10 protein-coding genes and 1 pseudogene are annotated in these 12723 nt (G+C 58.3%); 1 reads left to right on the top strand and 10 read right to left on the bottom strand.

Features of this window, described 5'->3' with window-relative positions; translation table 11 throughout:
• Positions 1-63: 63 nt before the first annotated feature.
• A complete protein-coding gene (locus tag ACX0MV_RS00385) occupies positions 64-846 on the bottom strand; it encodes a gamma-glutamyl-gamma-aminobutyrate hydrolase family protein (protein WP_458980506.1) in 783 nt (260 codons plus the stop codon).
• A gap of 318 nt (positions 847-1164) precedes the next feature.
• Positions 1165-2091, bottom strand: coding sequence for an AEC family transporter (locus ACX0MV_RS00380; protein ID WP_458981732.1), 927 nt, complete (start codon positions 2089-2091; stop codon positions 1165-1167).
• A gap of 74 nt (positions 2092-2165) precedes the next feature.
• On the opposite strand from ACX0MV_RS00380, the pseudogene ACX0MV_RS00375 reads away from it, so the two are divergent.
• Positions 2166-2559, top strand: a pseudogene (locus ACX0MV_RS00375) (GFA family protein).
• A gap of 24 nt (positions 2560-2583) precedes the next feature.
• Here ACX0MV_RS00375 and ACX0MV_RS00370 read toward each other — a convergent pair.
• The 8 genes from ACX0MV_RS00370 to ACX0MV_RS00335 form a co-directional block, all read right to left on the bottom strand.
• Positions 2584-4533 carry a DUF7844 domain-containing protein gene (locus ACX0MV_RS00370; protein WP_458980505.1) on the bottom strand — a complete coding sequence of 650 codons (1950 nt, stop codon included), beginning with the start codon at positions 4531-4533 and terminating at the stop codon, positions 2584-2586.
• Positions 4530-4850: a DUF2388 domain-containing protein gene (locus ACX0MV_RS00365; RefSeq protein ID WP_458980504.1), complete on the bottom strand. Its 321-nt coding sequence runs from the start codon at positions 4848-4850 to the stop codon at positions 4530-4532. The genes ACX0MV_RS00370 and ACX0MV_RS00365 overlap by 4 nt, the downstream gene beginning before the upstream one ends.
• A 137-nt stretch (positions 4851-4987) precedes the next feature.
• Positions 4988-5305 (bottom strand): DUF2388 domain-containing protein, encoded by a 318-nt coding sequence (locus ACX0MV_RS00360; protein WP_458980503.1) that lies wholly within the window; start codon positions 5303-5305, stop codon positions 4988-4990.
• Positions 5306-5487: 182 nt separating this feature from the next.
• Entirely contained in the window at positions 5488-5703 is a 216-nt protein-coding gene (locus tag ACX0MV_RS00355) for a DUF1127 domain-containing protein (RefSeq protein ID WP_458980502.1), read from the bottom strand.
• A gap of 313 nt (positions 5704-6016) precedes the next feature.
• On the bottom strand, positions 6017-6640 hold the full coding sequence (gene cysC / locus ACX0MV_RS00350; protein ID WP_458980501.1) for an adenylyl-sulfate kinase: 624 nt from the start codon (positions 6638-6640) through the stop codon (positions 6017-6019).
• A 25-nt stretch (positions 6641-6665) separates the two neighbouring features.
• Positions 6666-7634: a glycosyltransferase family 2 protein gene (locus ACX0MV_RS00345; protein WP_458980500.1), complete on the bottom strand. Its 969-nt coding sequence runs from the start codon at positions 7632-7634 to the stop codon at positions 6666-6668.
• Complete coding sequence (locus ACX0MV_RS00340; protein WP_458980499.1) at positions 7621-9603, bottom strand: HAD family hydrolase; 1983 nt, start codon at positions 9601-9603, stop codon at positions 7621-7623. Before ACX0MV_RS00340 ends, ACX0MV_RS00345 begins: the two co-directional genes overlap by 14 nt.
• Before the next feature lie 17 nt (positions 9604-9620).
• Positions 9621-12701 (bottom strand): glycosyltransferase, encoded by a 3081-nt coding sequence (locus ACX0MV_RS00335; RefSeq protein WP_458980498.1) that lies wholly within the window; start codon positions 12699-12701, stop codon positions 9621-9623.
• Positions 12702-12723 lie beyond the last annotated feature (22 nt).

Below are 12723 nucleotides of genomic sequence, written 5' to 3'. Positions count from 1 at the left end.
ACACTGCGGAGTGCGTATGGCCATCGAGCCAAGGCCATACACACCGTCTAGCCGCAGGATCGTTCAACCTGCGGATCGGCCCGCGCGTTCGCGGCAGGCGTCGCCGAAGGCCTGGAAGATCGCCACCGAGTCGGGGTTCTCCGCGGCGCGCCACTCGGGGTGCCACTGTACGGCAAGCATGAACTGGCCGAGCGCCGGCGCATGGATCGCTTCGATCAAACCATCTTCGGCATGGGCCAAGGCCTGCAGACCTTCGCCCAGACGGTCGATACCCTGGCCGTGGAGGGAATTGACGATGATCTCGTCCTTGCCCATTCGCCTGGCCAGCCAGCTGTCCGGCAGCAGGCGCACGCTATGCCTGGGACCGTACTGCACGTCCACCGGGTCGTCGGTGTTTTCGCGGTGGTCGTTGAAATCGGGTAGCGCGTAGAGCTTCTGGTGAATGGTGCCGCCGAGCGCGACGTTGATTTCCTGCATGCCGCGGCAGATGCCGAAGATCGGCAGGCCGCGCTTGATCGCCGCACGGATCAGCGGCAAATCGAACAGATCGCGATCGCGGTCCTGGCCCTTATCCGGCGTCATGTTCGGCTGGCCGTACAGCGTCGGGTCGATATTGCTGCCGGCGCCCGTCAGGTACACGCCGTCGACCATGTCCAGGTAATGATCGAGGTCATCGACACCGCAGCAGGTAGGGGCGAGAAGGGGCAGGCAGTTAGAAATTTCAACGAGCGGGACGATGTATTTGTGGGTCATCACCTGGTAGTCATGGCCCTTGCGCTCTTGGGCGCCCATCGACATCAGCACTACGGGTTTTCGCGTCGCTTTGCCAGCGTTGTGAGTGGACATAAATCACCTTGGGGCGGGCGTTTGGCCTGCCGTTACTGGGCAGGAGCTGCCGTCTAGGTGCGGCGCTGCGTCCTGGTTACTGCGGTTTTGCCGGTGATTGATAAGCGCGTGCGCCTGATATCAACGAACCGGGAAAGCTCGGCCAGTCTGCCAACTTTGTAAATTATGTCAAACGATTGAATCGGCTTTGGACGCTTTAAAGCGCGTTGATTTTTTTTGGATAGTCATGAGTCAAGCTAAATACCTGTTTTAGAACAGATAAACTCAGAGTCGTCTCATGCGGGTAGTCCAATATATTTAACAGGCGCCTGTACGTGGCTATGCGGCTAAAAGCATCAACACCAAGGGCAAACTGGCCGCGGCCAGCAGGGTTTGCAAGGTGATGATGCCGGCCATCAGTTGGCTGTCTCCGCCCAGTTGGCGGGTCAGCACATAGGCGGTTGGCGCAGTCGGCAAGGCGAAGAACAGCACAAGCACGCTGCTTTCCATCAGTGGCAACTTCAGCAGCCAGGCAACGCCCCAGGCGAGCAGCGGCATCGCCAGCAAGCGCAGCCCGCTGTTCCAGCCCAGTGCGGGAACTTCACCACCGAGCTGCTCGGGTTTGAGCGCAGCGCCGACGCATAGCAGACCCAGCGGCAGGCTGGCGGCAGCCAGCAATGCCAGCAGCCGGTCACTGCCACCCGGCAGGCCGACGCCGCTGAGGTTGACCAGCGCACCGCCCAGGCAGGCGAGAATCAGCGGGTTTTTGATGATCGGCAGCAACAGGCTGCGCGCGCTGACGCCGCGTTCGGCGGTCAGCGACCAGACTGACAGCACATTCACCGTTGGTACCATCAGCGCCAGCATGATCGCCGCCAGGGTCAGCCCTTCCTTGCCGAACAAGCTGCCCACGGCGGCGAGGCCCAGGTAAGTGTTGAAGCGCAGCACCCCCTGGCTGAATGCGCCGAAGCGGCCTGCCGGCCAGTCGCGCAGATGGCGCACCAGCAGCAGTGCCAGCCAGGCGATGCCCAAGCCGAGCATCACGGCCAGGGCCAGCCGCGGCAGCGCAGGATTGTTGAGGGGGGCGGTTGCCAGGCTGCTGAACAGCAGGGCTGGAAACAGGATGAAGTAGTTCAAACGCTCGGCGCCAGGCCAGAACGCCTCGCTGGGGAATTCCCAGCGGCGCAAGCCGTAGCCGGCAATAATCAGGGCAAACAACGGCCACAGGGCCAGCAGTAAATCGATCACGGCAGCGTCCGGTCGGATGGGCTGCCTATCTTGGGCAGCGCCAGGCGCCCGTGCAAGGGCGAGCGGAACACAAGTCGGCGGGAGGCACATCAATGACGGCTCTACACAGCGGCGGTTGCCAGTGCGGCGCGTTGCGTTATCAGTTTCAGGCACCTCTGAGGGACATCGCGCACTGCCATTGCTCCGTGTGCCGACGCACTAGCGGCGGGCTGGTTACCACCTGGATCACGGTGCCGCTGGCCAGCTTTCGCTGGCTGACTGGCACACCTCAGCAGTACGCCTCTCCAGCAGTTGCATGCGCAGTTTCTGTTCAGTCTGCGGCGCCCACCTGGCGCTGTTTACCGACCTCAGCCCGATGTCGCCACACTGGACCATCCTGAACAGGCGCCGGCGGACCGCCATATTTGGGTGACAAGCCGCCTGCCCTGGCTGCACCTCGACGAACACCTGCCGCAGGAGCAGGAAGAGCACCTTTCGCCGAAATGACCGTGAGGCGACGGTACCTATCGATTAGGGCAGTTGCAGGCCGCCCTCAGCTTTGTGCAGGGCGCGCAGGTGCTCGCTGAGCTGAGTCAGATTGGTTTCGTTGGCTTCCAGCTCGGCCAGCCGCTCGGGCTCGAGCAAACTGCGAACCTCTTGGTCGAGGTTATCGCTGAGCTGACGCAGCTGCTGTTGGCGGCTGCGACTTTCGGCCTCCAGGCGCTGCCACTCGGCCGCTTGGGGCAAGCCATAGCCGCCTTCGAGTAGCTCGGCCGGCCGGCTGAGGAAACCGCTGTTGGCAAGGATCTGTTCGAGTGCGCCACCCGCCTGGTCAAGACTTGGGTCCTGGGCTTCGCGGCCGGTCAGGTAGCGACGTTTCAGCTCGTCCTGCGCCAGCAGCAATTGCCGGCGCAGAGCGGCTTGCTCGAGCAGCATCAGCGCCGCGCTAGCCCGCAAGTCAGCCTTGGCGAACCAGGGGCGGCGCGCATCGGACGATTGCGCCAGCCATGCTTCGACAGTGTTCTGCTCGATCGGCAGGCGTTGCTGCAACACGCTGAACATCGCCTGGTAGCGATCCCGGAAGGAGTCGAAGCGGTAACCCAGGCGCAACGCCTCGCGCGGGTCGTCGAGCACGCTGCGGTCGGCCAGGTCACGCGCCACCAGGGTATCGAGCAGACCGTTCGGCATGATGCTGTCCAGCGCCTGCAGACGCGGATGTTGGCTGCCGCTGCGTAGCAGTTTGAGTGTCTCCACCGCGCAATTGTTGGAAATGAAGTAGTAGTTTCCGTCGTAGCTCCAGTGCTGCTCGATGGCGCGGGTCACCAGTTGCTCGAGCTGATCGCGCTCCAGCTTGAGGGGCACCGAGGCCAGGCTGCGCAACTCGACCTTGGTGTACTCCTCGATCACCTGATCGAGCGGCAGGACGAACAGACGCGAGGGGTACACGCCGGTCAGGCCGTCCCAGCTGGACAGCTGCACATCGCCGACGAAGGCGCGGTAAGACAGCACCAGGTGATGTTCCAGGTCCAGCCGACAGTCCGGCCCGCGCGGCCGACCCGGCGCGCAGATCACCAGGCGCAGCATGCTGTGGCCCCAACGGCTGGCCCAGGCCTGGTTGGCCTCGGCAAGCAGGTAGTCGACTTGATAAACCCTCGCCGGATCGAGCGTGCCCAGGGGTTGGCGGGCAAAATCTCGACCAGCGTTCAGGTAAGCCGTGGCCTCGGGACAAGGCTGTTGCGCTGCCGGCGACCAGGCGAAATGATCGGCCAGGTAGCGCGCCAGCGAAGGACGACGGCAGCCGTACTGGGGGTCGAGGAGAAAATATTCCAGGTTCACCGCAGCAAATTCGCGCGGGTTGCTCAATTCGTAATCGTCCGGGCTGCGTGCGACCTGCCGGTTGTTGCGCTCGCGTTCACCGCGGCTGCCAACTCGCTGGGGCCAGCCGGCCAGGTCGAGCAGGCGCGGGTCGTCGCTGAGGGTGAAGCGCCGTTCGACCTGCCCGCGACATTGATCTGGCAGGCCGATCAGTCCACGGCTGTTCGCCTGGGTGCGGCAGCGCTGCAACAGCTGTCGCTCTGCGGTGGGCCACAGCTGGGCGCGGTCGTACAGGTGGGTCAGCTCGTGCAGCACCGTGGCCAGCAACTCGCGGCGAACGGTGCCATGGGGGCGTTTGGTGGGGGTTGCAGCGCTGCCATCGCTCAGGCCTGACAGCAGGCGGGCGTTGAGTTCGATACCGCTGAAGCGTCCGGCGCGGCCGTAGACCTCGGCTGGCATGGAGCGCCAGCGCACGCGCACGGATCGATCGAGGCGCAGCTTGAACTGCGGCGGCAGGGCACCCATCGCCTCCTGCAGCAGCGCCTGGCTGGCGCGGCGTTCGGCGGGGCTTAACTCATCGGTATCAAGAACCAGACGCAGCTCGGCCTGGCTGCAGACGCTGAAGGCCAGAGCCAGAATCAGCAGCCAGGCACGCGGCCAACTCACAGGGCGAGAATGGCTTCGGCCAGCACCAGGTCAGAAGCGCCTTGGGCTTCGGGCACGCGGCTGCGGATAGCGGCAAGGGCCGCTTCCAGCTGCGCACCGCGGATTGCGCCTTCGCTGGCAACGAAGCTGGCGGCGTCGTCGCGTGCCGCAATCACGATCTTCGAGTCGCGGATCGAGGTGGTGGTATCCGAGGTGAAGTCGAAGGAACGGTCGACGGCGCGGATGATGATATTGCTGCTGGCGACCAGGGTTTGCGCGTGAACGCTGCCTGCGAACAAGGCAATAACAGCGACGGCGCTGACTAGGGAACGGTGCATGGCGATCTCCGATAGAACAAAAAACAACGGACAGGTGCTGATTGGATAAGCGGCGCGCGCCTCAGTTCCAACAAGGTGCCCGACAAACGCAGGGGAACCCATCCGGGCTTGCGAGCGGGGTTTGGCCCGGCAAACGATTACAGGCTAAGAATCGCCTGGGCAAGTTGCAGGTCATCGGCGATCAGCTGCGGGGCCTGTTGGCGAATGTGCTGAAGCGCGGCCTGCAAGTGCACGCCACGGATCTCGCCCGCCGTCGCGACAAACAGCGCGGCGTCATCGCGGGCAGCCCGCACGACCTTGTCGTCGCCCAGGCCCGAGGAAATGTCGGAAGTGGCATCAATCGTTCCAACAAGCGCCCCAACCACCGCATCGGTGGAGGCGACAAAGCTGCTGGCAGTGGCACCGGTAGCGGCGGTCATCAAAACGGCGAGGCTGAAAAAGCGGAAAGGGGTCATCGACGTAGCTCCTGAAGGCGGGACAGTAATCAACATGCTTGATCAGCCAGGCGCCGTCCAGCGCTATGCACTCATGGAGCGCTGCAGGCTCTAGTTCGTGGCGCGAGAAGCCTGAATGTTATCGACAACAAAAAAAACCGCCAGGGCTAAGCTCTGGCGGGTTTGATGTAAGGCGATAGCGCTTAGCGCCAGAACGGCTTGCTCAGCTCTGCGTGGCGCTGGGCCTCGCTGATGCCGGCGTCGGCCAGTAGGCGGGCGTCCAGGCGTGCGAGCTGGCGGCGGCTTACCAGGCGGCGCTGCCATTGCAGCAGGGTTGCAGCGACGCGCAGCGGCAGTGCAACGTCGGCGTTGGATTGAGTAGAGGAAACAAACAGATCGGAACTGAGGGTACGTTCCATGGTGACATCCTTCCGCTTGTGGCGGTGTTAGAGAGTGTTTTGCTTGGTGACAATGTTCCTCTGAAAATCAACCATGCAACAGTCACAGCTAAATGAAATTGCCTGGCTACTAGATAGGTTGCTTTGTAACTGTTATGTAGTTTTTTATTAAAACTGTACCTGCTGCCAGGGAATAAAATTAATATTTTCTTAATTGTAGGGATTTTTACTGATATCTTTTCAATATGTGGTGAATAACGATAGGTACAGTTTAAGAGGCTTTGGCTAAAACTGCTGACCTGTTATTCAACATACCAGTTAAGTCCAGCGATATTTATCGAGATTGTTCAGGTATTACTAAGAAAGGCTGGAGAACTCCCAGCAAGCGCTCCAGACACTCCTCTACCTGCAATTCAAAGGTGTCAAGACTCAAAGAAGGCTCCTCGGGAGCTTCATAGGGAGCCGATATGCCAGTGAACTCGCTGATTAATCCGGCCCTGGCCTTCTCATACAGTCCCTTCGGATCGCGCTGCTCGCAGTTCTTCAGGGTTGTACTGATATGGATCTCGCGAAATCCGCCAGGACCAATCAGAGTGCGTGCCGTGCGTCGATCCTCGCAATAGGGTGAGATAAACGAGGTGATGACAATCAATCCGGCAGCATTCATCAACTTGGCAACCTCGGCGATACGCCGGATATTCTCTGCACGAGCCTCAGGGGAAAAACCCAAGTCAGCGTTCAGGCCATGGCGCACATTGTCACCATCGAGCACAAAGCAGGCATGCCCAAGCTCGATCAGGCGTTTTTCCAGGGCAAATGCCAGCGTCGATTTACCCGCACCACTAAGGCCAGTCATCCACAGGGTGACCGGGCGCTGTCGGAGCAATTGCACCCGTGCTTCCGGAGTCACGCCCGCAGTCTGCCAGACCAGGTTTGTCGCTTCAGGGAGGCGGGACATTTAGGTGATCCTTTGTGCCAATTCTTTAAATTTTGCCGAGCAGGATGGCGGCTACCAAGCCCAGATTACCCAACAACGTCTGGCGATATACCCCAGACCTCAAAACTCCGCAGCATCGCAACAGAAGAGACTTTTTCCGGGCCATCGCAAACGTCAGCAGCACTTCGCGGTGCTGGTCTGTCAACAAATGCTGGCAACACCGCAGCGACTCAATGTTGATGTCGTTCCACTGTTTGAAGTGGCCAGCGAACATCCGGCGCAGCCGGTAAAGTCGATCGCCCAGGCTGGAATTGGCACCTATCAAATTACCCCCGTGCTGGCGGTAGTCAATTGATGGCGTCTTATCGTAGTAAACCTGCCCACCAGCCCCACTGACCAGCATGTATGTCCACCAGTCATGAGAAATGATCGGTAGCTGGCCAGCATTAATCAACAGGTCGCGGGCGGCATGGTTGAACAGCATGGTGTTGCCGCCGGCCAGGCTTTGTACCAGGGAGTTGATAAAGGTCGGGGGGCGGTCGAATAAGGGCGACTGTCCCAAATACTGACCTCGCTCATCAACCAAACGCGTGCGCCCACAATACAGTGCCGGCAATCCAGCCGGCACACCCGCCAGCCACTCCAGGCCCCGTTCTAATTTGTTGGGATGCCAGAGATCATCTTGATCACAATATGCATAAGCGTCTGCAGCGACCGTCCCATCCAGTACCAAAGACAAGAAGTTGGCATAAAACCCCAGACAGGGGCCTGGCTGGATCGTCAGGCGCTCGTAGCCAAGCCTGCGTTGATACTCAAGCAGAATATCCAGCGTGCCGTCGCACGAACCATCGTCGGACACGGCAAGCTGCCAGTGTGGGTAAGACTGATTGATGATTGAGTCGAGCTGCTGTGCCAAATAACGGGCACCATTGTGCGTGGACAGCAGAATCGCAACCTTCGGAGACTCTTTTCGGGCAGCTGCAGAACGTTCACGACAATCCTCATACTGGCTCATTGGCGGACACCTCAACAGCACGCCGAATTGCTGCAGCCTCGACAACCGACACCGGATGATTATCTTGCGGGGCGCTCAAGCCGCTCACGCGCAGCAATGCTCCCTGAGGCAATGAACGCACAACCTGCCAGCCCGCAGGCCACAAATCAGGTTTGCAATAGCTTGTCGACTCTTCGGGCCGGCCGGCAAAGTAGATGCGGTAGCCTTCGCTACTCGCCCAGGCATCCCAGTTATAGATTCGACCTATAAGAGCCGCTTGCTCAGCCGAAGGTCGCCCCAGCAACTGCAGGAGATTCTGCATCGGTAGATATTGTTCGATTGGCAATGCCAACGTCCGCAGGAGCTGCTCCGCGTCCGCGACATAGTCGCTAATGCCCTGGTTGATCGACTCAACGAGCAAGCCTATGTCGTAATCGATGCCGCGCTCACAATCCTCGACAAAGGATAAGTGCCCCTCGGCGTCCTGGCGGTACCCGATAGTAGTGCCATAGGGCGCAGAAAAAAACAGCTCGGCTACGGCTCGATTGTCGTACAACAGCGCACGGCTTCTGTCGTCCAGCCTGACCGCCTCGCTCATGGCCTTCAAGCGCAGGCCGGTTTTCTGCGAGAGGCTCGCGGCCGGCTCGGAAAGACTCAAGTAGTAGCCCTGCACATCGAGTTCAAACATACCCTCCAAGGTACGCTCAAAAGCTTTCTGCGTTGTGCCGCTCCAACCAACATCGACAAACGCAACTCGCATACCATCGGCCAACCCCAGCTCCAACAGGTGGCGGTGCAGGCCACGTCGAGTCTCCCGGGCTACTTGGATAATTTTATGGCGCATTGCCACCAAGAACTGCCCTACTAACTTACGGCTGCGCGGAGTAATGCGTGTAGCCGCGCTTAAACCCAAGGGGCTCAGCACGCTAGCGTCAGGCAGTTCAACGCCGATACGGGTAAAAAGATCCTCCAGCGTGATGTTGTCGGCACCGGAAAGAAAAAAGGTTACTGACTCAAGGAAGTTCTGCTCGGAGAGCGCGGCCATAGTGAACGCCACTCTCGACCCGCGCATATAGCGAGCCTCCACGTTTCCGACCGAATGCTGCTGATGAAGTTGATGCAAGAGGAAGCCATCGCGGGAAATAAAGAGCAGACGATCGATGCCTTCATCACGAACTTCATTCTGAATCCAGTCAAGAAAGCCATGCAACAACGGGCCACCATACTGCCAACCCAGACGGTACCAAGGGCTTCTGGAGTCTTGGTAGCAGGCATAACGGGCAAGACCGGCACAGAGGCCGGCGCTTGCAGAAGCAGCCGGCAAAGCTTCGAAAACTGCCTGCGCAGCATAGGTTGGTGGACGATAATGCAAGGTATACAACCCTTTTTCCTTGGCGCGTTGTACATCGCCAAGCGGGTTATCACCGATATGCAGAATCTGCTCGCCAGCAAGCCCGAGCCGTTGTTTTAACAGGTCGAATAATTCGCCCTTATCCCGCTTGGTGCAATCGCATGCACTGGAGACCAAAAGATGATCGACGCTTAGTTCGAAGCGCTCAGCCAATTGCTCGAAGAACGTCTGCGGCAGGTACATATCCGAGGTCAGCACCACGACCTTGCCTTGATTCCGAGCTTTATCAAACATCGCGACGACTTCGGGGTTAAGCCGTATCACTGCGAGCTCAAGCTTCTGTTCCAGCTCAGCTAATACGGCGGGCCCATGCTGCGCGTGGCTCAAGTTGTCATAAATATCAGCCAGCGTCAGCTCTTTGCGCCCCTCCCGAGCCATCTGTTTAAAGCCATGCGTCTGGGCAGTTTTACGCTGCTCGGCAAAGCCGCGATCAGCCAACTGATGCCCCATCAGATCAAACAGGTTTTCCGGCTCATGCAGAACACGGACAAGCAGGGTGTCGAATACATCAAATGAAACAGCCCGGACAGCGGGCAGTATCCTGTCAAACTCTTCCAGCAATAGCTGATAGCGTTCCATAGCACCTGATTCTCTTGTCAGTAGTTCAACACCAGAAAGTCGACGCTGTTCTGGTGAAGATTATTGTTGTAATAGGGGTCACGCATGAAATAGCCAGGATGCTTATGAAACAGCTTGCGACGTTCGCGACCAAGCCGCTTGAGCTTAACGACATCCTCGTGGTCAACCCCACGAGAAACTGACTCATGATGCACAAGCGCTACAGCAGAACACACTACATTATGCCAACCAGCCCGATGCAGCCCCAGACACAGGTCGACATCGTTATAGGCAATGGGCAGCGCCTCATCAAAACCACCAATAGACTCGAATTTATGGCGAGCGACCATCAGGCAGGCACCGGTTACCGCCAGCCAGTTCCAATCGAGAATATTGCGCCCGAAATACAGCGGCATATCATTGCGCGCGTTGTAGAAGGCATGGCCAGGACCATCGGCAAGGTTCAATACGCCGCAATGTTGAATCCGCTCTGAACCGGGGAAAAGCAGTTTGGCCCCCACTGCGCCGACATGCTCAAGCTGTGCAAAACCGAGCAATCGCTCCAGCCAATCACCTTCCATGACCTGCGTATCATCATTGAGGAAGAGCAGATACTCACCCGCAGCGTAACGACTCGCCAGGTTGTTAATGGCTGAATAGTTGAACGGGTGAGGATAGCGCTGCAGTTGTATCTGCGGAAGCAGGTCCAGGCTGTGGTAATACGCCAGGGAGTCCTCGTCGACGCTCTGGTTATCCATAAGAATGATTTCGTAGTTCTCGTAGCGAGTCCTCTCCAGAATGGACTCTATGCATTGCCGCAAGATCGAGTAGTTGTCACGGGTTGGAATAATGATCGACACCAGCGGGGTGCCTACGGGCCGGTAGTTGATGCGAAACTGTCCAGGCATATGGGCCACGGACTCAACGCAACCAGAAAGCATTCGGCGTTGTAGCGCATCTTCCTTGACGCGGCGAACTGCATCACTGGCGTAGGGTTTGGCATCGATGCTTGAGGCGATTGATGAGGGCAGTATGCGCCAGTGATATAGCACCTTGGGAATATGCACGACGCGTTGTGTCTGCTCGGTAATTCGCAAGATAAGGTCATAATCCTGAGCCCCCTCATAACCAAGGCGTAACCCGCCAATCGCCTCGACCAGACGTGACCGAATGCAACACAGGTGACAGGTATACATGATGCTCATCAGCGCATCGGGCGACCATCCAGGCTTGAAGAAGGGATCACTGAAATTTCCCGTCGCATCAATCTTGTCCTCGTCGCTATAAATGAGGTCGGGATCATGCTCATTAATGACTTTTACAACTTCGTACAATGCGTCGAGCGTCAGCTCGTCGTCATGATCAAGAAAGGCGACATACTCGCCCTGCGCCATGCTTAGAGCAATATTGCTGGCATGGGATATACCACCGTTCTGCTCAAGGAATCTGACCTTGATCCGCGGTTCATCGAGCCCTCGCATAAAACGACGGGTCTCTTCATTAGGCCCGGCATCTTCAACCAGAATTAGCTCCCAATTGGAATACCACTGCTGCTCTACGGACTGGATAAGTTTTTCCAGATAACGTGGGGCAACGCCGTATACCGGCGTGATAATTGAAATCAAGGGATGGCGAGCAAATCCGGATAATGCCTGATCGATGCTGGTCGTACGCCGCGGTGGTAAGTAGCAGTATTGGCTAGCGTAGGATTGCTCTAGCGCATAACGACCAGTGGAGGGTGACTCCGCATCGGTCTCATAAAGCAGCCCATATAACCCCTGGATACCCTCGGCGCGACTCACCTGCTGCTGCCGCCGCCAGTTCTCATAGTGAATCGAAGTCCGGAACAGAAACCCCAAGCGGCTAAACACCCAATTAAGCAGAGGTGCGCGGAACCTTTGCGGCAAGCGAAAGTAGAGCGCGCGAGCGATGGACCTGAGCGAGCGCCGAGACCAGCCGACCAGGCGCTTGGCGAAGCTGCCGGCAGAGCGCAACGGCTGGGTCAGCCGCCAGGATGTTGAGCTGCGTATTTCTGCCATGCTGGCGTGAGCACTCAACAGATCTTGCTGCAGCCTTGCAACCTGATGCTCCAGATGCTTTTTCTGCTGTGCGAACAGCTGTGCTTGCTCCGTAAGCTGCTCCTGCACTGCATGTTGTTGCGCGAGCTCATTCGCGTGGGCGATAACGGCGTTCTGCAACTGCTGCTCCAGCAGACTGATCTGCCTTTGCTGGTTCAGAACACTATGCTCTTGCGTAGCCAACAAGGCACGCAGTGGCATATACCTGCGCAACTGTAGCATCAGGTTATTCAATACCTCACTGGTATTGCTATCGTTCAAGTCCTGCGCATCGGTTGCCAGTTGCTCGAGCAGCTCGAACAACAGTCGGGTTTCGGCGAGAAGACCAGGGTTACCTTGTATGTCCTCCACAGAGAAATGTGAATGGCGCAACTGCTTATCAAGGAAACTCTCGGAATACTCAACCAGGTCGGCCTCAGAGGGCTCTTCAAGTCCACTCAAACGGGCGATGCGCTGCAACTGCTCGCGGGGACTGGCCAACAATCGGTCATAACTGATCACCATGCGCTTATAGCCCTGGGTTTCCAGCAAACTGGGTAGACAGTGCTCGATCCACAACAGGTGACTTTTCTCGGCAGGAAAGCCATCGCGCTTTTCAAGCGACAAGGCCACGCTGATCGGATTGCGGCTGGCAATAAGAAAGACCGGCGTCACACCCAGGCGCTGGAACACCAGCTTCCAGAACGGCAGCAGTCGCGCCATTCGCGGATCCTTGAAGGCAAAAAGCCGATAACGCTCGATTTGCGCGGCAAGGTAGTCAACGGCCCTTCGCCCATAGGGGCTAGCCAGCAGCGCAGTCCAATTACATTGGCTGAGATCGCCAAGACTGTGCCAACTCTGCCCGCATTGCTCTAGCAAGGCGTCGTTAATGGCGACAATCTCCAGATCCTCCCAGAAGCCTTTACTGTTATTACCTTCAAAGGCAGGCATCAGATTACCACCCAGCTCCACGCCTAGAGCCTGCAGGCCCCGGGTCAAGGCACTGGTGCCACTGCGGTGCATACCCAGCACAACCAGGACTTTACTGGCAGATACACTCATGCTCACCTCGAACGTGGGCTAT

The sequence above is a fragment of the Pseudomonas cistanchae genome, from assembly GCF_054483635.1.
This window is presented reverse-complemented; position numbering and strand designations above follow the sequence as displayed.

Coding starts and splice junctions, on each gene's coding strand:
- ACX0MV_RS00385 (WP_458980506.1), bottom strand. CDS start 846: ATGTCCACTCACAACGCTGGCAAAGCGACGCGAAAACCCGTAGTGCTG.
- ACX0MV_RS00365 (WP_458980504.1), bottom strand. CDS start 4,850: ATGCACCGTTCCCTAGTCAGCGCCGTCGCTGTTATTGCCTTGTTCGCA.
- ACX0MV_RS00360 (WP_458980503.1), bottom strand. CDS start 5,305: ATGACCCCTTTCCGCTTTTTCAGCCTCGCCGTTTTGATGACCGCCGCT.
- ACX0MV_RS00355 (WP_458980502.1), bottom strand. CDS start 5,703: ATGGAACGTACCCTCAGTTCCGATCTGTTTGTTTCCTCTACTCAATCC.
- cysC (WP_458980501.1), bottom strand. CDS start 6,640: ATGTCCCGCCTCCCTGAAGCGACAAACCTGGTCTGGCAGACTGCGGGC.
- ACX0MV_RS00345 (WP_458980500.1), bottom strand. CDS start 7,634: ATGAGCCAGTATGAGGATTGTCGTGAACGTTCTGCAGCTGCCCGAAAA.
- ACX0MV_RS00340 (WP_458980499.1), bottom strand. CDS start 9,603: ATGGAACGCTATCAGCTATTGCTGGAAGAGTTTGACAGGATACTGCCC.
- ACX0MV_RS00335 (WP_458980498.1), bottom strand. CDS start 12,701: ATGAGTGTATCTGCCAGTAAAGTCCTGGTTGTGCTGGGTATGCACCGC.